Origin of the sequence: Bifidobacterium longum subsp. infantis ATCC 15697 = JCM 1222 = DSM 20088, from assembly GCF_000269965.1 — a bacterium.
Classification (GTDB): Bacteria; Actinomycetota; Actinomycetes; order Actinomycetales; family Bifidobacteriaceae; genus Bifidobacterium; species Bifidobacterium infantis.
The window spans coordinates 53,702-76,320 of the sequence record NC_017219.1; the positions used below are offsets into that span (position 1 = coordinate 53,702).

At 57.7% G+C, this 22,619-nt stretch carries 13 protein-coding genes and 3 pseudogenes; 11 read left to right on the forward strand and 5 right to left on the reverse strand.

The genetic code is table 11. The features are described from left to right. Nucleotides 1–49: 49 nt before the first annotated feature. Together BLIJ_RS00255 and BLIJ_RS00265 are read right to left on the reverse strand one after the other, a co-directional pair. A pseudogene (locus tag BLIJ_RS00255) lies at nucleotides 50–265 on the reverse strand (IS3 family transposase); the annotation flags it as partial. A 458-nt stretch (nucleotides 266–723) separates the two neighbouring features. Further along, the gene (locus BLIJ_RS00265) at nucleotides 724–1,947 is read right to left on the reverse strand and encodes an ATP-binding protein (protein WP_012576502.1); all 1,224 of its coding nucleotides are present in this window, start codon (nucleotides 1,945–1,947) and stop codon (nucleotides 724–726) included. Between the two features lie 405 nt (nucleotides 1,948–2,352). On the opposite strand from BLIJ_RS00265, the gene BLIJ_RS14880 reads away from it, so the two are divergent. The 8 genes and pseudogenes from BLIJ_RS14880 to BLIJ_RS00305 form a co-directional block, all read left to right on the forward strand. Then, on the forward strand, nucleotides 2,353–2,736 hold the full coding sequence (locus tag BLIJ_RS14880) for a hypothetical protein (protein ID WP_231837841.1): 384 nt from the start codon (nucleotides 2,353–2,355) through the stop codon (nucleotides 2,734–2,736). Between the two features lie 275 nt (nucleotides 2,737–3,011). After that, nucleotides 3,012–4,667, forward strand: coding sequence for an RNA-binding domain-containing protein (locus tag BLIJ_RS00275; protein ID WP_014484467.1), 1,656 nt, complete (start codon nucleotides 3,012–3,014; stop codon nucleotides 4,665–4,667). Between the two features lie 272 nt (nucleotides 4,668–4,939). Beyond that, a pseudogene (locus tag BLIJ_RS00280) lies at nucleotides 4,940–5,128 on the forward strand (thioredoxin domain-containing protein); the annotation flags it as partial. 288 nt (nucleotides 5,129–5,416) lie between these two features. Beyond that, nucleotides 5,417–7,129, forward strand: coding sequence for an ABC transporter substrate-binding protein (locus BLIJ_RS00285; protein ID WP_012576505.1), 1,713 nt, complete (start codon nucleotides 5,417–5,419; stop codon nucleotides 7,127–7,129). A gap of 158 nt (nucleotides 7,130–7,287) precedes the next feature. Then, nucleotides 7,288–8,259, forward strand: a complete 972-nt coding sequence (locus tag BLIJ_RS00290; RefSeq protein WP_012576506.1) for an ABC transporter permease — start codon at nucleotides 7,288–7,290, stop codon at nucleotides 8,257–8,259. A 1-nt stretch (nucleotide 8,260) separates the two neighbouring features. Further along, nucleotides 8,261–9,208, forward strand: coding sequence for an ABC transporter permease (locus tag BLIJ_RS00295; protein WP_012576507.1), 948 nt, complete (start codon nucleotides 8,261–8,263; stop codon nucleotides 9,206–9,208). Nucleotides 9,209–9,211: 3 nt separating this feature from the next. Next, nucleotides 9,212–11,131, forward strand: coding sequence for an ABC transporter ATP-binding protein (locus tag BLIJ_RS00300; RefSeq protein ID WP_012576508.1), 1,920 nt, complete (start codon nucleotides 9,212–9,214; stop codon nucleotides 11,129–11,131). A gap of 81 nt (nucleotides 11,132–11,212) precedes the next feature. After that, a pseudogene (locus tag BLIJ_RS00305) lies at nucleotides 11,213–11,704 on the forward strand (hypothetical protein); the annotation flags it as partial. A gap of 60 nt (nucleotides 11,705–11,764) precedes the next feature. Here the strand turns inward: BLIJ_RS00305 and BLIJ_RS00310 are convergent. Further along, nucleotides 11,765–12,403 (reverse strand): hypothetical protein, encoded by a 639-nt coding sequence (locus BLIJ_RS00310; protein ID WP_012576510.1) that lies wholly within the window; start codon nucleotides 12,401–12,403, stop codon nucleotides 11,765–11,767. A gap of 153 nt (nucleotides 12,404–12,556) precedes the next feature. Further along, entirely contained in the window at nucleotides 12,557–15,310 is a 2,754-nt protein-coding gene (locus BLIJ_RS00315; protein ID WP_012576511.1) for a phosphoenolpyruvate carboxylase, read from the reverse strand. Nucleotides 15,311–15,595: 285 nt separating this feature from the next. Between BLIJ_RS00315 and BLIJ_RS00320 the strand changes: the two genes are divergently transcribed. Further along, nucleotides 15,596–17,476: a threonine/serine exporter family protein gene (locus tag BLIJ_RS00320; protein ID WP_012576512.1), complete on the forward strand. Its 1,881-nt coding sequence runs from the start codon at nucleotides 15,596–15,598 to the stop codon at nucleotides 17,474–17,476. 233 nt (nucleotides 17,477–17,709) lie between these two features. Beyond that, the gene (locus tag BLIJ_RS00325; RefSeq protein WP_013139973.1) at nucleotides 17,710–19,350 is read left to right on the forward strand and encodes a sodium/proline symporter; all 1,641 of its coding nucleotides are present in this window, start codon (nucleotides 17,710–17,712) and stop codon (nucleotides 19,348–19,350) included. 329 nt (nucleotides 19,351–19,679) lie between these two features. On the opposite strand, the gene BLIJ_RS00330 is transcribed toward BLIJ_RS00325, so the two are convergent. Continuing rightward, on the reverse strand, nucleotides 19,680–20,666 hold the full coding sequence (locus tag BLIJ_RS00330) for a putative endonuclease domain-containing protein (RefSeq protein ID WP_014484472.1): 987 nt from the start codon (nucleotides 20,664–20,666) through the stop codon (nucleotides 19,680–19,682). A gap of 253 nt (nucleotides 20,667–20,919) precedes the next feature. Between BLIJ_RS00330 and BLIJ_RS00335 the strand changes: the two genes are divergently transcribed. Continuing rightward, on the forward strand, nucleotides 20,920–22,539 hold the full coding sequence (locus BLIJ_RS00335; protein ID WP_041981565.1) for an amidohydrolase: 1,620 nt from the start codon (nucleotides 20,920–20,922) through the stop codon (nucleotides 22,537–22,539). Nucleotides 22,540–22,619 lie beyond the last annotated feature (80 nt).

Below are 22,619 nucleotides of genomic sequence, written 5' to 3' on the forward strand. Positions count from 1 at the left end.
TGGTCCCGCTATTTTTCGTACGGGGCTGCGGACGTTTTCTTGGAGATAATCACGCGGCCATTCCTTGGCTTTGACGGTATTGTACCGGGCTCATCCAACCAAGCGACTGTTTGATGCGCTCGTGGTTGTACCAGCGTATGTACTCATCGACCAAGGCGAGCACCTCGTTGCGGGTGTGTTCCTCCCACTTCTCGGGGTGGACCGCCTCGGTCTTCATCCTGCCGAAGAATCCCTCCGCGGCCGCGTTGTCCGGCGAACAGCCCTTCGCCTGGTCTCCAGTGGGATGATGGGTTTGGCCATATGGCCGGCATACCGGGAATCCATCGCCGGCCAACGCTCCAGACACTGCCTGGTCGGATAACCCAGATGCTCCACCACCTGGGCCGTCGTCATCGGCGTGGTGAAATACAACTCCACCGCACGCTCTCGTTCCTCAAGACCGGACATACGAAAATCTTTCCGTTCGGTCTCCAAGAAAACGTCCGCAGCCCCTTGTCCCACTGTTCCCCATTTATGGAAGCGTAATTTACTAAATCATGATTCCATAAACCGAACGATGGCTGTATTCATCTTCGAGAGCGGTTGAAACCACGTCGACACGCCGAAGGGGTGCTCGCAGAACCGCTGTTGCCGAAAAGCAACTATTGGAATTCCGCCATTGTGCGAAACCTATCCGCCGTTCTGTGAGCACCCCTTCGGCGTGACGTCGTATCCGGCGCGTTCCTACGAGCAGAGCCAATCCATGACGTTGGTGATATGGATGCCTTCGTCGGTCATGCCCTCGCTATGCCAGTCGAGGGTGAGCACCGTGCGGGGGAATGCGTCGCCCAATCGCCGCAGCGGGGCTAATTCCCGCTCCCGGGTCTGCTCCTCGGTCATGTTCAACGTGACCTGAATGTACTGCTTGTTGTTTCCGCGCTTCGCGATGAAATCGATCTCGCCGTCGGGCAGCGATCCGATGGTGACATCGTAACCGCGTCGCTGCAGTTCCATGAAGACGATGCCTTCGAGCTGGGCTCCGCGATCCGAGCCGTTGAAACCCGTGGCGAGATTGCGAAAACCGTTGTCGACGGGGTAGAACTTGCGTTGCGGGCGCAGCAGTTCCTTGCCTCGCATGCGTTCCTGTTGCGCGCTGTAGACGATGAACGAGCGTTCGAGCGCGCTGATCTGGTTGTCGACGGTGGCGTAGGAGGCGTTCGCGCCGGCGCTTGTGAGCGTGTTGGCGACCTTGTTGACGGAGAACAGGTTCCCCGACGTTGAGAACAGATATCGGCTGAGTTTTTCCAATGTGGCGATGTCGCGGATGCCGTACCTTCCCGCCACGTCCTTCATCACAATGGATTCGTAGATTGAGGTGAGTATTTCGGTCGCCTTGTCCTGATCCGGCTGGCCGGTGACGAACAGGCCGGGCATGCCGCCGAACATCATGTATTCGGAGAACAGCTGGTCCGTGGAATCCGTGGTTCCCTGAGCCCGATGATGGCGTTGGTATTCGTCGAAGGAGAGCGGATATATGGGGATGGTGATGTAGCGACCCGTCAGATGGGTCGCCAGTTCGCCGGATAGCAGTCGTGCGTTCGATCCGGTGGCATACACGTCGGTGTCGTCACGGGAATGCAGCCGGCGAACCACTTCCTCCCATCCGGGAACGTCCTGTATTTCATCAAGGAAAACGTAGAAGGGGCCGGGTTGGGCTTCTTGCGTGGCTTGCATCAGGTCGGCGTGCAGGTCGGTCGCCGAATATCCGATGGGCGTGTCGAAGGAATCGAAGCGACGGGTGAAGATATTGCTCGCGGGAACGCCGTCGTCGAGCAGTGATTGCGCATAATGTTCCAGCAGCGTGCTTTTCCCGCACCGTCGGACGCCGGTAAGCACCTTGATCTCCGGGGTGTTCCGGTGGCTGCGCAGCGTGTCGGTGAGCTTGTCTCGTGCGATATATCCCGTCATCTCCACGCCTCCGATTTCTAGTGTATTGCAAAACAGTCGTTAGATCGACGTTGATTTTCAGTATACTTGAAATTGTGCGTTCTGGGGTAATGATTCTATAGTGTACTCGAAATCGCGTGGTGGGTGTCGTCTGCCGCTGTCGGCCGGCGGATGCTGTGATATCAGGGTTCCGTTACTGTTTGAGCGGCGCTGCCACTGCCTACTCACACATTTCTTGTACGTAAAATGTGTTTTACTCACACATTTTCTGTAGGAGATTGGGATTGGTCATGGATCGTACGGCTATGAAGCAGCTTGAGGCTTGGAAGACGTCTCGAAAATAGAAAGCCGCTCATTATCCGAGGCGCCCGTCAGACGGGCAAAACGTGTCTGTCGGAGGAGTTCGGGCGTACACGATATGAGGTAGTGGCGCGTATCGACCTCATGAACAATGAGCGTGCGAGGAGTTTCTTTGACGGCTATCTAGATGTGAGCAGGATATTGCGTAACATCAGCCTCGAAATAGGTGTTCCTATCACGACAGATACCTTGGTGCTCCTTGATGATTATGGCGGGGACTTCTCGAAACACGCGCCGCTACGTATCCTTGAGAGAATTCGTATAGTTTGGGCTTCTCTACCATCGCAGCTGGCAAAGGAGAATCGAAAGTTCGTAAGCCTGCGTGTGGCTGTTGGTCATTTCGACCTGCATAAAGCAGTGCGCACCAGTCTTGCTGGGTATCGTGACGATGACTGGCTGCTGAATGTGCCATTATGGGCGATTGGTCGGCTTGCCGCATTGCCGCTATAGAAGCCCAAGCAAAAAGGGGCCTCCGGCGCGAAGCGGAGGTCCCTGACATTAATCAGCTAGGGGCAATCGTGTATAGGCTTATATCTCAGCTTCATACTTGCCGGCTATCGGCCATCGGCTGATAGCGGATATGTCGAAAGCGGCGATGATTAGATTTACGTTACTGGATATGGCAGTATGGGTGCCTCTTTGCCCCTTTCATCATCTTGCAATAATTCTTACATGTAAGAACTCTCTGTTAACATGTAAGAATTATTGCAAGATGGTGAAAGGGGATGCTCATGTTGCCGACTAAAGAAAGTTTGACAGTTGAGTTCAAGAGCGAGCAGAAGCGTCCTCAATCGCATGATGAAATTGTTGACAACGTAGTGGCTCTAGCCAATACTGAAGGCGGCACACTGTATCTCGGTATTGAAGACGATGGCACTGTGACCGGCGTATGTGACGAGCATCGCAATATCAATGGACTTGCGGCACTAATTTTCAATAAGACTGTTCCGCAGCTTCCCGCTCGCGTGGCGCTCTTGTATGAGAACGAGGTGCCGATAGTCAGTATTGAGGTGGGTAACAGTCAGCAAATCGTGTCTACTAGTCAAGGGAAGACACTACAGCGCCGGCTGAAAGCAGACGGCTCGCCTGAGGTCGTTCCGCTGTTTGTTTCCCAATTCATTAGCCGTTTATCTCAGCAACGGTTCTACGATTTCAGTGCGCAACCTGCCCCAGAGGCTCGGTTGGGCGATTTGAATCCAGACTCACGGAACAAGTTGAGAAGCCATATTCGCAGTGCCAATGCGCAAAACTCGTTGTTGTCTTTTACTGATGAGGATTTCGATCGGGCGCTTGAGCTGGTTGTTGACGGCCCGTATGGATTACAGCCATCTGTTGCTGGTCTGCTCACCATTGGTTCGGTTGATGCTATTCATCGATCGATTCCAGCCGCATCGGCTGTTTTTCAAGTGATGAAAGGCATGTCTCCAAAGGTCAATATGGATCCGTTCGTGTTGCCCTTGGTGGATATGTTTGATCGTGTAGGCGAGCTGATGGAGCCGTGGAATCCCAGCCACGAAGTCATGAGCGGCTTGATTCGTGTCGATCTGCCAGACTTCGATCGAGGGGCATTCCGTGAGGCAATGATTAACGCTTTCTGCCATCGCGATTATGCGCGAATGGGTTCGGTGAGGTTCCTGGTTGATGATGATGGGTTGACCATAGCCAACCCCGGAGGATTCATAGAGGGTGTCTCCGAAGATAACCTGCTTACTGCACAACCGCGTTCCCGTAATCCGCAGCTTGCTCTGATTTTGAAAGCTGCCGGATATGTTGAACGTACCGGGCGAGGTGTGGATACCATCTATGCCGGGTCGATTGCGGCAGGCGGTTCTTTCCCGGATTACTCGCAGTCCAGTGCCGAAGAAGTCATTCTGTTCCTCCGCCGTGTGGTGCCTGACGAGGCATTCGTGACCATGATTGGAGACGAGGAACGTCGACGTGGGGCTCCATTGCCGGTCTGGTCGCTGATTGTGCTCTCGCTGCTGCGCGAGCATCGTAGGCTTACCGTGGTCCAGTTGTGCGATTTCTCCCATTTGGAGCATCGACGCATCGTGTCCGCTGTTGAGAATTTGGTGGAAGCTGGTTTGGTAGAGGGGGTCGGCAGTGGGAGCTCTCGCTCGTATATGCTGAGTGCCCAAGTGTACAAACGTTCAGAGGGGTTGGCGTCTTACGCGCGTCAGCGTGACATCGATGCCACCCGGCGCAGTGGCCTTGTTCTGGAGTTCGCCGAAAAAAATGATGGTGTCGTCACTACAGCGGATGTCATGGATTTGTTTGGCCTGAGCTATATCAGTGCATACCGGTTGTTGAAGAAGCTCGAAGATGTGGGCAAGTTGCGCCGCGAGGGGAATGGGCCGTCATCCCGATACGTGTTGGGATGATTGGCGCGCGTGAAAGTAAGTTCTTTCATCACCTTGCAATAATTCTTACATGTAAGAACTCTCTGTTAACATGTAAGAATTATTGCAAGATGATGAAAGATGCACACAAAACGGGGAAGCCCCGCTCGATGTGAGCGGGGCTTCCCCATATGCGCTGGTGTGTAGATCAGCCTGTGTTCTGCAGGCCGGCAGCAACACCTGAAACGGTGCAGAGGATCAGATAGATGAATCCTGCCTGCTGGCTTTGCGAGAGCTCTTCCTGGTCCACCTTCTTGCGCATCGCCTCGCTGAACCCGGCCGTGCGTGCCGAGGCCTACGATGTTGCGCTCTTTCCCGAGCTCAAGGACCATTACGGCGCGATGAGCGTGCCCTGCATCGTCGTCACGCGGGCCGACGGCACGCGACGGGTCGAGTTCGGCAAGAAGAGCATCCCGCAGATGCTTGCACTGGTCGGCGCGTAGGCACGGCTCGGCGCGGACGTTCCCGGGCCGTGCGATACGGGTGAGGAAGCCCGTTGCGAAATCACCATCATGGAATCCTATCTATCAGGAATCCTGATGGCCTCCCATAAGAAACGGTGAGTACCTACAGCGAGTGTCTGCTTTCCGCCTTACGTACACTGTGCACAGATACATCGAGAAAGGGATTGTGGATGTATCTCAAGGTAAGGGATTCGCGGTTCGGGGGATTGAAAGAACACTGACATTCTTTCGGTGACGCGAATCCCCGATACAACGCAAGGAGGGATTATGCGTAAGCATCTTGTAGCTGTGGTCGCGGCGGCGGCAGCATTGCTGCTGGTGGCTGGTTGTGGCGGCACGAGCGGCGGCAGTAATGCGGAATCCACGGAAACCACCGTCGACGGCAGCCTGAACAAGGTCGTGGTCAAGGGCGATCCAAGTAAAAGCCCCGCCAAGGCCAACGGCCGTAAGGACACATTCATCGCCACGATCAATTCTCCGAGCGGTGTGTTCTTGCCGGGGTTCAATGACAATGGCTGGGATGGCAACGCGCAGCAGCCGATTTTCGCGAGTCTGGTGGTGACCGATGATTCGGGACAGTATATTCCCGACTTGGCCGAGAAATGGGATATCTCCAGTGATCAGCTCACGTACACCTTCCATCTGCGCGACAATCTGAAATTCTCGGATGGGTCGCCGCTGACCGCGGACGATGTGGCTTTCAGCCTGACGCTGTTCAATGATCCGGCTTACTCGGGCGGCAGTGATTTCTCCGACATCGGCATCAAAGGCGTTGATGCGTACAAGTCGGGCAAGGCTGATTCCATCTCCGGCATCCGGGTGATCGACGAGCGGACCATCACCATTGAGACCACGAAAGCGAATCCGCTGACATTGGGCATTCTTGGCGGCCAGGTGCTGTCGAAAGCATATTACGGCAAGGACTACCAGCGAGGGCACCTTGATTATCTGAAGGATCTGTACGGCAAGCCTTTGGGCGCCGGCCCCTACAAGCTGTCCAAATATGTGGATGGTCAGGAAGTGCGGTATGTTGCCAACAAGTACTACTATGGCGGCGAACCGAAGATCAGGAATCTGATTTTTAAGGTCACCTCCAAGGACACGGCGCTGTCGAACTTCCAGAACGGCGAAACCGATTTTGATGGTTTCAGCCCGGACAAAGATAATCTTGACGCACTGAAGCAGCTTGGCTTTGCCAGTGTGCGCGAAAGCACGGTGCCGGACATGAGTGAGATCTGGATCAATAACCTCAAGGCCCCGTTCAACGACAAGCGAGTCCGTCAGGCGTTGATCTATGGTCTCAACCGTCAGCAGATCATCAACGTGGCGTATAAGGGATTCGGCCAGGTGGCGAACGTGTATGCCGCTCCTACGCAATGGTCGTACACCGATAAGGGAGTCAACAAGTACAAGTTCGATCCGGACAAGGCGGGCAAGCTGCTTGACGAGGCCGGTTGGAAGACCGGCTCGGACGGGATTCGCGAAAAAGATGGCAGGAAGCTCACCGTACGGTACCTGACTTCCAAGGACACGGATGAGACGATCCCGATTGCCACGGAGAACTACAAAGCCATCGGCATTGACTTCCAGCCTGAAGTGCTCGATGGCGACACCATCATCGAACGATGGACGCAGGGCGGCGATTGGGATTTGGTCGGCGGATTCCGCACCAACGGTTTGTCGGATCCGAACGACGCGATTTCCGAATTCGTCTCGCACGACAAGTCCATCAACCTCACGGGCTACCACAATGAGGAAGCCGACAAGCTCGCCAAGGAAGGGCTGTCCACTCAGGATAAGACAAAACGCAAGGCCATCTATGCGGAGCTCTACAAGGTTCTGAACAATGATCCGCCCACCATTCCATTGAGCTATCGGCAGTCCATCACGGCATGGAACACCCGTGTCAAGGGTGTTGAGAACTATTCGACCGGCAATAGCGATGCGGCGCTCGTCCTCGCGAAGCTTTCGATCGAATAGGCGGTCGGCTGCGTTTCGTGTCCAAAGCGTTGGATAACCGCTGATCGGCATGCATCATCGTCGTGGCCCCTTGCGAGGTCGGCTTGGGGCCACAACGTTCTGCGGTGTTTGGATACGCCGCTGTGATTGTTGATCATGCCTGAAAGGAAATTCGGTTCATGTTGCGATATACGTTACGGCGATTCGCCCAGATGGTGTTCATGCTTTTCCTGCTTTCCATCCTGGTGTTTTTCCTCTTTGCGTTGATGCCCGGTGATTTCTTCTCGGGAAACAGGAAGCTGAAACCCGCTCGACTGGCTGAGCTGCGCGCATTATACGGACTTGATCAGCCCACCATCGTTCGCTACTTCATATGGCTGAAGAACGTCTTCCACGGTGACTTCGGATGGTCGTTGCAATACAATGAGCCGGTCACGCGCCTCCTGAAGACGTACATGATGAATTCCTTCATCGTCGCTTTGGCCGCTGTGGTCATTGCGTGGACCGTTGCTGTGGTCATTGGCGTGTTCTCCGCGACTCACCAATACTCTCTGGTCGATAAACTGGTCACTGTTGTCGTCTTCGCCTCATTGTCGTTCCCTTCCTTCTTCATCGGTCTGCTGGCCATCAAATTTTTCGCGGTCGATCTTCGTTGGCTGCCGACCGGAGGCATGGTCGATACGGGGTCGAACAGTACCGGGTTCGCGTATGTTCTTGAGGTATTGCGGCACATGATCATGCCGACACTACTGTTGGCGTTCTTCTCAGCCGGTTCGTTGACCCGCTATTTCCGTTCCGGAATGTTGGATGTGCTGCGCATGGATTTTGTCCGTTGCGCGCGCGCCCGCGGCATCTCCGAGCGGTCGGTCGTTTTCGGCCATGCGCTGAGAAACGCCTTGTTGCCGGCTATCACGCTGCTTGCCTTCGAGATTCCCGGATTGTTCTCAGGCGCGATCATCACCGAACAGATATTCAATTGGCCGGGTATCGGCAGCATTCAGCTGGCGGCCTTGAACGCGCGTGACTATGAGGTGCTGATGACTTGTACGCTGCTGCTGTCGTTTTTAACGATTCTGGCCAATTTCCTGGCCGACATCATGTATGCCGCTGCGGATCCACGTGTCCGGTTGGCGCAGAAAGTTCAGGGTTGACATGGAACTACGTCGCAGTGAATCACGATCACGGTCGCAGCGATCAGCCAATGGGGGAAAGATGCGGAATTCTGGCGTTCGACCGTTATGGTATCGCAATCTTGTCCGGTTGGCGCACACACGTGCCGCGGCCGTCAGCATCGCCACGCTGGTTCTCGTGCTGTTGCTCAGTGTTCTGGGGCCTTTGTTCAGTCCATACGGGCAAAACCAGTTGGATGTTCCCAATGCCGAACAGGGCCCTACTCTGGACCATCTGCTTGGCACGGATGATTACGGGCGAGATATCCTTACGCGATTGATGTATGCCGGTCGTATTTCCTTGACCATCGGATTGGCGTCCACGGTCCTTTCCGTGGTGCTTGGCGCCACGATCGGCATTGCGTCCGGTTATTTTGGCGGATGGGTCGATGCCGTTATCATGCGTCTGGCGGATTTGCTGATGTCGATTCCAAGTCTGCCTTTGTTGATCATCATGGCCGCATTGCTCTCGGAGTTCAAGGTTCCCGCGAGTTCCCGCATCTATGTGGTGATGGTCATGTTGTCGATTATCGGCTGGCCGGGTATGTCGCGCATGATCCGCGGTGAAGTGCTTTCATTAAGGGAACGTTTGTATATGAAAGCCACCGAGGCGTTGGGCCTGAGCACAAGGTCGAGGCTGCTTCATCATCTGCTGCCCAATGTGCTGCCGCTGTTGATTGTGCAGACCACGTTAAGCGTCGCCGGCGGCATTCTCATGGAATCCACGTTGAGCTTCCTGGGGCTTGGAGTCGTGCCGCCGAATGCGTCGTGGGGAAATATGATGGCGGCGGCTTCCAACCTCATGGACTTTCAGAAACGTCCATGGCTTTGGATTCCGCCGGGGGTCGCCGTATTCGTTACGGTGGTGGCCATCAATGTCTTGGGTGATCGGCTACGCGACATCTACGATCCGAAGAATGAAAGGGCGTGAGGCATGGTTATTGCTTACGATACGGGAAATGGTTCGGATACGCATGAGCCGTTGCTGCGCGTGCGTGATCTGTGCGTCGAATTTCCTCTGGATGGAGGAGAGGTCCGCCATGCGGTCAATGATGTGAGCTTCGATGTTCCTCAAGGTTCGGTGACGTGCTTGGTGGGTGAGTCCGGTTCCGGAAAATCCGTCACCGCCATGTCCACGATTGATTTGGTGGATGAGCCTGGACGAATTGTGGGTGGAACCATCACCTTTGATGGTCGTGACGTGTTATCGCTCAACCACAAGAATCTTGAGCGGCTGCGTGGTGAAGGAATCTCCATGATCTTCCAGGAACCCATGCATTCATTGAATCCGGTGCTGCGCGTAGGAAAGCAGCTTGGCGAGACCATACAGGTGCATAGCGGTGCCTCCAGGGAATCCGCCTGGAAGCGTTCCGTGCAGTGGCTGAAGCGTGTGGGATTACCGAATCCCGAGCGCGTCATGAACATGTACCCGCACGAATTGTCGGGAGGCATGGCCCAGCGTGTGATGATCGCAATCGCCTTGTGCTGTGGCCCGAAACTGTTGATTGCCGATGAGCCCACGACCGCGCTCGATGTGACCATCCAGGCTCAGATTATTCATCTGCTGTTGAAACTGAAGGAGGAGATAGGCCTTTCCATCCTCTTCATTACGCATGATTTTGGCGTGGTCGCGGAAGTGGCGGATTACGTCGTGGTGATGTATGAGGGCAAGGTCGTGGAACATGGCGATGTGTATGGTATCTTCGACCATCCGCAGCATCCATATACCAAGGCATTGCTGGAAACTCGTCCGATGATCGGCGCGCGTCGTCATCGCCTGCCCACGGTCCGTGATCTGGTGCCTCGGTTCTCGGCGTTGTCTGGTGGGAATTCCCTGGCTGTGCTCGATGATGCCTCGGCGCCCGAGGACGGGGAATGGAATCATGGGCGCAATGATTCCCGCGAAAGCCCGATAGCGTTGGCGAAGCCGGATGAGCCTTTGGTGGAGGTCAAACATCTTAAGAAATACTTTGTGTCGCAAGAAGGTTTCTTCTCTCGCACCACCCATACGGTGCGTGGTGTCAATGACGTCAGTTTCGAGATATTTCCCGGAGAGGCAGTGGGCTTGGTGGGAGAATCAGGCTCGGGTAAGACGACTTTGGGGCAGACCATCCTCCGACTGCAGAACAAGACCAGCGGGGAAGTCAGGTTCCGGGGGCGGAATATATTCGATCTGGACCGCGATAGTCTGCGTGATTTGCGCCCGCAGATGCAGTACATCTTCCAGGATCCATATAGTTCCCTGAATCCTCGTCTACCCATCATCACGGCGATTGGCGAGCCGATGCTCGAGCATGGACTCGCCGACAGGACGAACGTGCGTGATCGGGTGGCGGATGTATTGCGGCTATGCGGCATGGATGCCGATGCCTTGGATCGATATCCGCATGAGTTTTCGGGCGGTCAGCGGCAGCGTATCGGCATTGCTCGGGCGATGGGTTTGAAGCCGGATTTCGTGGTGGCCGATGAACCCGTGGCTTCACTGGATGTATCCGTGCAGGCGCAGATCATCAATCTTTTCAGTGATCTGCAGGAGCGGCGAGGCACGACTTTCATGTTCATCTCGCATGATCTCAGTGTTGTGGAGCACTTGTGCTCACGACTGATGATCATGTATCTGGGTGTGATCGTGGAAGTCGGAAGTCGAGAGGAGATTTTCTCCAATCCGATCCACCCTTATACGAAGGAGCTTTTGGATGCGATTCCTGCGGCGAATCCGAAGGGGAGGCATGCTCTGCGGAAGTCGGATTCCGAACCTTTTGCGGTTCGAAGATCGTATGCGCATGACATTCGTGAAGGACAGGTGCCGGAGTTACGCAAGGTCAATGAGCATCATTGGGTGGCTTGGAGCTGATACCTGCAGGATTATGCATTGCGTCTTTCCTCTGTTGGAGTGGATCGGGTTCACAACGAGTGGGAGGCGGTGCCGGTCCTAGGTCTCGGTGATCTGGGCGGATGGGCTCTGGATTTGTTGCAGATCTGGGGAAGCTACCTGGCGAATACCCCGAAAGAGGACCTGGCGTCATGGCTGCACACTCATCTCGGCGAGCAAGACGCCCGTATGGGATTCAGTTACAGCGATGTTCTCGCGGACTGTGATGCATGGTTGTTGGCGCGGTCCATGCAGAGCAATTCCTCCGAAAGGTCTTTGTCCACCGCTATGCGGGACATGTTCGCGCAAAGCGAGACGAATCGAATTAAACGGTTCTATCAGTCCCGGTTCAAGGGAAGTGCGGACAACCTGGTCATCGCATTTCGAAAGCTCGTTGATGGAATCGATCTTGGAATATTCGATAACGTATCCGGAAGTAAAAAAGCACTGCTCATTGCGTCACATGCAGACCGACTCCCGAGTCAAGCGGAGGCTGGTATATTGGCATTATCCTATGCTGAATCTCTTGAAAATCGAACCGTTAATCAATCATGATTGTGATCGCATTGCGTGGAATGATTCAGCCATTCCACGCAATGCGCCTCTGGTAAAACGTCATAGAGTCATTAGAGCGGAAAGTAGCGTTATCACAAAAACAGGAAAGACCATAACCAGCACGAGAAACGATATGATTCCCACAAGGACATGCGAGGCGGAAGGGGAATGATCACGAAGTTCCGGATATACAGATCGCATATATGAACGCACGCCAAAGATGACAAGCGCCGCAATCCAGCAGACTACCCCCATAATCAATACTAAGGTAAGTCTACGTACATACTCAGTTGCCGTAGTTAAATTCATGCACGAAGAGGAAGAGAACGTTAGAACTCTGCAGATTATAGTATCATCATCGCCATTGGTGCCCCATTCCGCCCACAAAATAAGTGCTGGTGAAAGCAGCAGTAATCCCAGCCACCATAGCACACGTCTGGCCTTGCCCAAAACCACATAGCATCTACTCGCCTTAAGGAATTTGGTAGCTGCTGCTTTCGGTGCCAAAGCATATTTCTTGCCGGAAAAACTTTCTGACATATCTTCTGTGCCGTGTTTCTTCCCAATGCCATCGGTTGTAGCCGGATTCGCTTTGCAAGCGTGGCGTTCGTTCCCGGCGTCGCCCCCCGTCCTGATGCCGTCCGTGGACCCGGTGTTCCCGCGCCCGTCCGCTGGCTTGTCCATGTCCCCTCCAATCATCCGGGGCCCGTTCCGCGCGTCCGTTCTCTGCGCGCCCGCCCGGCGTGCGCCGTCGCCGGCCAGTCTAGGGCCGTATGACGCGAGCGGGGAGGCCCGCGCCGTTTATCGGCACGGAACCTCCCCGCTCGCTTTTCCCGATCGGTCGGCCGGGAATCAGCCCGTGTTCTGCAGGCCCGCGGCGACGCCGGAGACGGTGCACAGGATGAGGTAGATGAATCCGGCCTGTTGGCTCTGCGAGAGCTCTTCCTTGTCCACCTTCTTGCGCAGCGACTTGAGCGCCAGCACCTGAGTGACGGACAGCGCGTCCACGTATGGGGAGCGGATGCGGATGGCCTGGCCGAGCACGTGACGGTGCTGCAGCGGCCACTTGTCACCCACGATGGCCAGAACCCACTTGCGGGTGAGCTCCATCTCGTTGAGCACCTTCTCATTGAGGTCCTCGCGGTCGCCGAGGGCAAGGTACATCCTGGCGATGCGCTCATCCGTCTTGGCGATGGACATCTCGATGTTGTCGATGAACGTGGAGAACAGCGGCCATTCCTCGTAAGCCTGACGCATGGTCTCCAGATCGCCGAACTTCTCGCATGCGGTGCCGAGACCGTACCAAGCGGCCAGGTTGATGCGGGCCTGGGCCCAGGAGAAGATCCACGGAATCGTACGCAGGTCGTCGAGCGACTTGGCGCCGAGGCCACGCTTGGCCGGGCGGGAGCCGATCGGCAGCAGGCCGATTTCGGTCAGCGGCGTAACGATCGAGAACCACGGAGCGAAGCCATCGGTGTTCAACAGGTCGAGGAAACGGTTGTGCGCGGCCTCGTCGAGCTGAGCGGCCATGTCGGCGTACCTCTCGGTCATCTCGGTGTTGCGCTTCTCCACGCTCGGCGCGGACTGCAGCAAGGTCGCCGCAGCCACGGACTCGACGTGGCGGATGGCCAGCACCGGGTTGCCGTAACGGGCGAAGATGACCTCGCCCTGCTCGGTGAGCTTGAAGCGGCACTTGACGGAACCGACCGGCTGGGCGAGCACCGCGCGGTTGGCGGGGCCGCCGCCACGACCGACGGCACCGCCGCGGCCATGGAACAGGGTCAGGTCGATGTCGTGCGACTCAGCCCATTTGGCGATGCGCTCCTGAGCGGAGTGCAGGGCCAGCGTGGCGGAGGTCGGGCCGGCGTCCTTCGAGGAGTCGGAGTAGCCGAGCATGACCTCGAGCTTGTTGCCGGTGGCCTTCAGACGAGCCTGAACCTCGGGGATCTTGATCATTTCCTCGAGCACGTCCACCGAGTTCTGCAGATCCTCAAGCTGCTCGAACAGCGGGATCACGTCGATGGTGGGCACGTCCTCCGGGTGGGAGAAGGCCAAGCGGTTGAGCTCGTAGACATCCTTGATGTTCTGGGCGCTCTTGGTGAAGGAGATGATGTAGCGGCGGGCGGCCTTGAGGCCGTTGCGCTTCTGGATGGCACCGAGGGCGCGGAAGGTGTCGAGCACCTCGTGCGTCATCGGCTGCAGTTCGCCGCGCTCGCCGTGCAGGCCGTGCTCGCGGATATCCGCAAGGGCGCGGGCGTGCACCACGGAGTGCTGACGGAACTCCATCTCCACCATGTGGAAGCCGAAGGTCTCGGTCTGCCAGATCAGATCCTGCAGCGGGCCGTAAGCGGAACGCTTGGCACCGGCGGCGGCCAGCGAACGCTGGACCACCTTGAGGTCGGCGAGGAAGTCGTCGCAGGAGTGGTACATGAGGTCGGCATCGCGCTCGATGGTGTAGTGCAGACGATCGGCCATCACCAGCATGACCGCGCGGTGCATCTCCTTGGTGGAGATCAGGGCGGCCTTGTCGGTCAGGCGCTCGCTCATTTCCTTCTGGTGGCTCCAGAGGCTTTTGAGCTCGGCGCTTGGCGGCGTGGTCTCGGCTTCCATCGTGAGGTTGCGGCCCACGGTGCGGGTGGCTTCCTCAAGGGCGGCGATCACGTGATCGGAGAACTTGCGGGCCACGGCGCGGCTCACCTTGGCGGTGACGTTCGGGTTACCGTCGCGGTCGGAGCCGATCCAGCTGCCCGGGTGGAAGAACGCGGGGCAAGCGGGCTCGACGAGACCGGCCTTATCGCCCAGGACCCAGTCGTCGAAGCGACGGTAGACCTTGGGGATGGTGTTGAACAGCGTGTTGTCGAAGATGTCGAGAATCGTGTCCGCTTCCTCAACCGGGGTCGGCTTCTTCAGCGCGATCGGAGAGGTGCGGAACAGGGCGTCGATCTCGTTGTAGAGACGGCGCAGGCATTCCTTCTTATCCGAGCCGCCGAGGCGCTTGTACTCCTCAAGCAATTCGGAAACGCGGCGGATCTTGCCTTCCACGGCCTTACGACGGGCCTCAGTGGGGTGCGCCGTGAAGACGGGGTGGAATTCGAGCTGGTTGAGCAGTTCCTTGGCCTTGGCCGGGCCAGTCTCATTGATGAGCTGGTGGTAGGCGACGGTGAGCTCGTTGATCGGGTCGACCGCCTGGTCAACGGACACGTTGTTCTCGCGCTCGTGGAGCACGGAAACACGGTAGTTCTCCTCGGACAGGTTTGCCAGATGGAAATACGTGGCGAACGCGCGGGCCAGCAGCTGGGCGTCGTGCAACGTCATGTTGTCGATGACGTTCACGGCCTCCTTCAGGCCATCCTGGTCGGGGTTCGGATCCTTCAGCTCGGCGAAATGCTCGGCGCTGGCCTCCACCGCGTAATGACGCACGGTGTCGAACGTAGACAGCAGTTCGGGGTTGTATTCGCCCAGTACGTTACGCAGGATCTCAAGACACAGATCCATGTCGTACTTCAGGCTTTCGGGAAGATCATGCTCCTCCGGGCCCTTTCGGCCGGTCCCGGTAGTGACGATGGCGGCGTCAGCGGGAGTGATCTGTTCTTCAGGTGTTGCCATATAGCCTCCTTTGCCGAATAACAGGTTGCTCGGTCTACCGGTCGTCTGCGGCTCCTCCGCAGTTGTTGAGGCCAGTCGTTGCGAGCCCACAGCCCATATTCAACGTGGTTGTTGTGTGGGCAATAGTGTATCCCCGCGAAATCGCTATTTGCGTTACGGAGTCCATATAGTGCGTCAAGTTGTCCACCTATAGAGACCGAATATCGGACAGCATATGAGACACTGTCCGATTCGCGGAAGATTTGAGCACCTTACGATTGCTGGCGGGGGAGGCAGGGAGTAGTAATGAGGGATGTGAGCGAACAGAAGAAAAAAAGTGCGCCCGAAGCGAAAGGCGCAACGGCTGTACGTAAATTCCACACCCACTCCATTCCGCTGGACATGGAAGATATTGCGCGCGATTGGGAAAAACCGGTGGTGGACGCCGGTATCGCCGCCAAAGCCAGCGTGATTGTACGGGTCGGCATGCTGGACCTGGGAGCCGGCACCGGCTCCTTCCGCGTGCGTGAAATGATGCACCGCATCGCCTACCCGCTGGGCGTGCACGTACGCGCCGACGTGAACCTGACGGATATCGAGGCCACCTGCACGGATGGTCGTAACCGCATCACCGAAGTCGTGGATTTGCCGACCACCGGCGTGAACACCGAACGTATCTGGCTGCTGGAACATTTCGCCGACTGGTTCTCCGTGAATCTCGGCAAGGGGTCGATGTATCACGTCGATTCGCAACTGTCCGATGGCGTGGTCAAGCATTTGGACGAACGTGACGCTTCGCAGTATTCTGCTGATCTGGCCAAGCGCCTGCGCGAACGTGCCAAGGCCGAGGCTGAGGCGGCCAACGGCAGCGTGGACGAGGCGCTGGATCTTGCGTTGAAAACCAAGGTACTCGTGACCTCCGTGGCCAAGTCCTTGGATGATGACAATGAAGAAGCCCACCGACTTTTGGCGGACAGCGCGGAAGTCACTCCGGTCGAAGACAAAGCGGCCGAAGAGAAGGCCTTCGACGATGCCGAAGTGTTTACCGGTGACTCCAATGAGTCGGTTGAATCGGCGAACGCGGCGAACGGCGCAACCGCCGAAAGCCCTGCTGCAAGCAGTACGAAGCGCAAGAATCGCGTGCCCAAGGAATACGCCGAACACTTCAACGAGCGCTCCGACGAAGAGAAGGCCAAGGGCGGTATCACCGTGCGGCAGGCGCACGAGCGGCTCGATCTGATTGAGCGTCGCAAGCCGCTGTACAAGCCGTGGTTCTCCGGTCTGGCTTCCGCCTTGGCCTGCGCGGCCTTCGTGTTCCTGCTCGGCGGCGGCCCATACGACATGATCGGTGCGTTCGTGGGCGCGGGCCTTGGCCAGTGGATGCGTCGCCGGCTGTTTGCATACCATCTGAACCAGTTCTTCGTCACCTTTGTGTGCGTGGCCGCGGCGGCGCTCGCCTGCACCGGCACCTTGCGACTCATCGGCATTTTCGACCCAGTCGCGCTCTCGCACGATACGGCCTACATCGGCGCCATGCTGTTCGTGATCCCCGGTTTCCCGCTCATCACCGGCGGACTCGACATGGCGAAAATCGACTTCCCTTCGGGCATCCAGCGCGTGGCGTACGTGCTGTGCATCATCCTGATGGCCACGCTGGCAGGCTGGGCCGTGGCCGTGATGGTGCACCTGCACCCGGAAGGCTTTGAGCCACTGGGGCTTGACCCGTGGGTCAACGGATTGCTGCGGTTCGTGGCGGCGTTCGTCGGCGTGTGGGGCTTCTCCGTGCTGTTCAATTCGCCGCAGCGCATGTGCCTGACCGCCGCCCTAATCGGTGCGATCACGGACACGCTGCGCTTGGAATTGCAGGACTTCAACGTGGCACCTGAGATGGCTACCTTCATCGGCGCGTTTCTGGCGGGCATTCTGGCATCGGCGTGGCGTTCATCCGTGCGACGTGGCTGGCTACCGCCGCACCTCGGCTACCCGCGCATCTGCCTGACCGTGCCGTCGATCGTGATCATGGTGCCCGGTCTGTATATGTATCGTGCCATGTGGTACCTCGGCAGCTTCCAGACCATGAATGCGCTGGACTGGGCGTTCCGTGCGTTCATGGTGATCATCTGTCTGCCGATCGGCTTGGCGATGGCCCGCGTGGTGACCGACAAGTCCTGGCGCTACGACATCTGACCGTCATCTTGGCTCCCCTCAGGTGAGGGGAGCTCGGATAAAACAGCGTCTCAGTATGGAAGCGGTGGAAGGTGCTTGAGCCCTTGTATCCACTACCATCAGGCGAAGTGCGTTGCGGCCGTATTCACGGCTGTGACGGTCTGTATGACGCCGCTCCGGCGTCAATCGCATATCAGCACATAGTTCTGCCATGGCGGTAGCCGCTTGGCGTCATGATTGAGGAGGGGTCGCAGTTGGCCAACGATTTCTGGATTCTGCTGGCCATGGTCATCTATTTTGCGGCCATGCTGTCCATCGGATTCATCTACTCCAAACGCTCCAACTCCTCCTCCAAGGAATACTTCGCGGGCGGGCGCGGCGTGGGGCCGTGGCTCACGGCCCTGAGCGCCGAAGCCTCCGACATGAGCGGCTGGCTGCTGATGGGCCTGCCGGGCCTGGCCTACTTCACCGGCGCGGCCGACCCGATGTGGACCGCCATCGGCCTGGCGCTCGGCACCTATCTCAACTGGAAGCTTGTGGCCCGGCGACTGCGCCGCTACTCGGTAGTGGCCGGCGATGCCATCACCATTCCTGACTTCTTCGCCAAGCGTTTCCATGACAAGAAGGGCGTGGTCTCCACCATCGCGGCCGTGATCATCCTGGTGTTCTTCAGCGTGTACGTGGGCAGCTGCTTCGTGACCGTGGGCAAGCTGTTCGCCACGTTGTTCGGTTTCGACTACCACGTCATGATGATCATCGGCGCGGTGGTCGTGTTCGTCTACACCGTGGTGGGCGGCTACTTGTCCGTGGTGATGACCGACTTCATTCAAGGCATGCTCATGTTCTTCGCGCTCGCGGTGGTGTTCATCGGCACCGTGGCCAGCGCGGGCGGCATCGACAACACCGTGGAATTCCTGCGTGCCATCCCCGGCTACCTGTCCGGCACGCAGGTGGCCGCGCCCAAGCTGGACCCGGCCACCGGCCAGCAGCTCGTCGAGGCGGGCAAGGCCGTGTTCGGCGCGCCCTCCGACTACGGCATCATCACCATCATCTCCATGCTGGCGTGGGGCCTGGGTTACTTCGGTATGCCGCAGGTGCTGGTGCGCTTCCTGTCCATCCGCAGCGTGGAAGAAGTGCGCAAGTCCCGAATCATCGCCACCTCCTGGTGCGTGATTTCGCTGGGTTGCGCGGTGTGCATCGGCTTGGTGGGGCGCGCGATGATGCCCACCGAACTGCTGACCTCCACCGATGCGGAAACCATTTTCATCGTGCTGGCGCAGACCCTGCTGCCGAGCTTCATGTGCGGCGTGGTGGTCTCCGGCATTTTCGCGGCCTCGATGAGCTCCAGCTCCTCGTATCTGATCATCGGCGCTTCGGCCATGGGCGAGAACATCTTCCGCGGGCTGCTGCACCGCAAGGCCACCGACAAGCAGGTCATGATCGTGGCCAGGGTCACGCTGGTGGTCATGTTCCTGTTCGGTATTCTGGTGGCATACGACCAGAACTCGTCGATCTTCCAGGTGGTGTCTTACGCGTGGGCCGGGCTTGGCGCCTCATTCGGCCCGTTGATGCTGTGCTCGCTATACTGGCGTCGCGCCAACAAGGCCGGCGCCGTGGCCGGCATGCTGTCCGGCACGGCGGCCGTGCTGATCTGGCACAACCTCGTCAAGCCCTTGGGCGGCGTATTCGCCATCTATGAGCTGCTGCCGGCGTTCATCATTTCGCTGCTGTTCATCGTGGTGGTTTCGTTGCTGACCGCCAAGCCGAACGAGCGTATGCTCTACGAGTTCGACCACTACATGGACGATCCGCTGCCCGGCACCCTGCCGTCCGGCACCGTGCTCGTCGACGAGCCCATGGAAGCCATGGAGTCCGAGGTCCGCAGCGGCAAATGACACGTGCCTGCTGTGCGGTCGGCTCGTATGGCAGAGGAGTGGCTTTTTTGTGGTTCGGCAGGAACCATTGAGGCCAAAACGGACTTCGAGGGGCTGATTTGACGTTCTGGAGAGGTCTACTTCCGTTTCAAGGGGCTGATGCCTGAGTAGACGCGGCTCCAAAACGGCGGAATGGCGTTGGCGTAAGGGCATTGATACACGTGGTCTAGCGGATGATCAGCCCCTTGAAACGGAAGTAGACCTCCGGCGGAGGCCAAATCAGCCCCTTGAAATGGGTTTTGAATACCGTAGCGCGGTGCGGACGGTGCGGACTGACTCTACCGGGCTTATTATTCCTGCGTCGTCGGAATAATTGGCAGCAGAGGCTCGAATTTCAGCCGTTTGTACAGCGGAATACGGCGTAGCTTTCGGACATCGCTAATTTGCTGGGTGGTTTGCCGCATCGTGAGCTGGACCGTTTTGCCCGTAACCTCCTGTATCCTTTCGGCAACTCTTCGGGCAAGGGCCTCTTCTCCCGCTTCGTTGCCAATATCTAATTTGGTGACTTGAATGTACTTCCAGCCAGCGTCTTCGATCATCTGGCGGCGTCTCGCGTCATTCAGCCATTGCCCGGCATGATGAGAGCCTTCGTATTCGATGCATACCTTGAATTCAGGGTATGCAAGATCGAGATATATGGGTCTGGTGTTGTTTCCTACGAATATTGGATAATTCACCTGCGGGCAATCCAGACCGTATTTCAAGAGAGCCAAACGAGTTCGTGTTTCCATGGAGGAATCTGTGCCCGCGCGCGCCAAAAGTAGGGCGCGACGGCATTTGTTATACCCGCGGAACAAATACGAATTGGCTCCATTCTCTTTGTCGGCTCGCACCTGGGCCTCGGCCTCATCGAGATACAGAGAAAGGGCGTCGATGGTTGTTCTGCAGAGCCTTCGATCTCGTCGCATCATGGAATCAGCGAGAACGATGAGTTCTTCAAGTTCGAGATACGCGGAGAACATGGCCCATGTGCAAGCTGGTGAAGTGCATGTGAATTGTCCCTCGATTATGACCGTGTCTAGTGGGAAAGGCCATACAACCACTTTGACCCCCACAATGTGCCGTTTGTCATTGGCGTGTGGAACCGCAACAATGGTTGTAGTTGCAAGGCCTCTGTGTTTGCTTGATATGCGGGGTACTTCAATTGACAAAAGCTCCAACGCTGTTGTCAGGGCATAAGGTGGGCGCCATGCGCTTCGTCGTTGAACATCTGCGCACGTCTGCATTCGTTGATACTTCTGCATTGTCAGCTCGGTCAATGCCGTTGAGCTACCCATGATGATCACCCCTTCGTGATGTTCGCTTTGTCCTCGCAGTGTAGAGTCCGGCTACCGGCCTTGTCTACCGCCCCAATTTTTCGGTGGATAAATGTGGATAAGTCGGTGGATAAACTATGGGTGTTCATCGCAGTTGCAGGCCATCCCGCAATTACATGGAACGTAGGGGTTTGCAGGCAGCCAGCGGGAATCGCCGCCGACGGTGCGATTCAGCTTGAACGAATCTCCATGGCGTTCATGCAAAGGTGGCATGATGGCGGGTATGAGTAGCTTGGTGCGTATTGTCAATGCCGGTGTTCCGGGGTCTCAGGACCACGTGGATGTGGTGCTTCGCGATGGGGTTGTTGCGTCTGTCGGCCCTGCTGGAACGGTCTCGGCTTCGGACGGCACGATGCAGACTAAGGCGCATACGACATCGTTGGCATACGCGACGAATGCCATTGCTTCTGGCAGCGTCTCAATCCCAACGTCGGCCGCCGCACCCACCGACGAAACCACCATCGACGCCGACGGCCTGTGGGTTATTCCCGGCCTGTGGGACTGCCATACGCACTTCACGCAATGGGCTAAGACGCTGGGCCGACTGGACCTCATCAATGCCCGTTCCGCCGCCGAAGCGATGGACATGTTGCGCCGTCATCTGGATGAGCGCCGCGCCGCCGGCACGCTTGACCCGGATGCCTTCGTGGTGGGCATGCGATTCCGTCACTCGCTGTGGGCCGACGACGAGCAGCCCACACTGGCTGCAATTGACGCCGTGACCGGCGAACAGCCGGTGGCCCTCTCCAGCGCGGACATGCACTGCGGATGGGTGAACTCCGCCGCGGCCCGCAGGCTTGGCGTACATGTGGACGAATCCGGTCTGGTCGGTGAACTCGAATGGTTCAACGCCTACACCGCCTTCGACAAGGTGCCGGGCGCTGCTGAAGAGACTGACCGTCTGCTGCGCGAGGCCGAACAGGACGCCGCAAGCAAGGGCGTGGTGGGCATCCGCGATTATGAAATGGCCGAAAACATCGATACGTGGATCAATCGTTTCGCGGCCGGCATTAACGGTTTGCGCGTGGACGCTGGTGTATACCCCGAGCGGTTGCAAGCCGCCATTGACGCGGGTTGGCATACCGGCAACCCACTGCCGGGCAGCGCCGGGCTCGGCCATGTGGGCGCCATGAAGCTCATCTCGGACGGATCGCTCAACACTCGCTCCGCCTACTGCTCCACGCCGTATTCGGGCATCGAGCCGCCGACGTATGGCACGCTGAGCTACACGCCGCAGCAAATCGAAGACTATATGCGCCTAGCCGCCGAGCATGGCTTCGACATTGCCTGCCACGCCATTGGCGACGAAGCGAACACCATTGCGCTCAACGCAGTCGCTGCCACGCACGCACATGGATCGATCGAGCACGCGCAGATGCTCAAACCCTTCGATATCCCGCGTTTCGCCGAGCTGGGGCTCGCGGCCAGTATCCAGCCGCAGCACGCCATGGATGACCGCGACGTCATCACCCGTTTCTGGGCCAACCCGGCCGGCATCCCTTATCCGTTCAGGGCCCTCCACGACGCCGGTACCACGCTGCGCATGGGCTCGGATGCGCCCGTGGCCCCGCTGGACCCGTGGCTGGCCATTTCCGCCGCCGTGTTCGGCGCCGAAAGCTCTGACCGCGACCCGTTCCAGCCCGAGCAGTGCCTCGATGTGCGCACCTCGCTGGCAGCCTCGACCGCCACTGGCCGTGACCGTCTTGCATCCGGCGACCCGGCCGATGTGGTGTTGCTGGACGCCGACCCATACGCCGCCGATACTCCGGAAGCCATGCGCGCTATGCCGCAACACGTCGTAATGACATTGCTGTGCGGGGAGCGTACGTATTGATGCAAGCCATCGGCATGAAGTGACCAGAGGTCCGTCTTGATAGCCGCGTTGCACGGAAAACATGTTGTGTTTTTTGAATT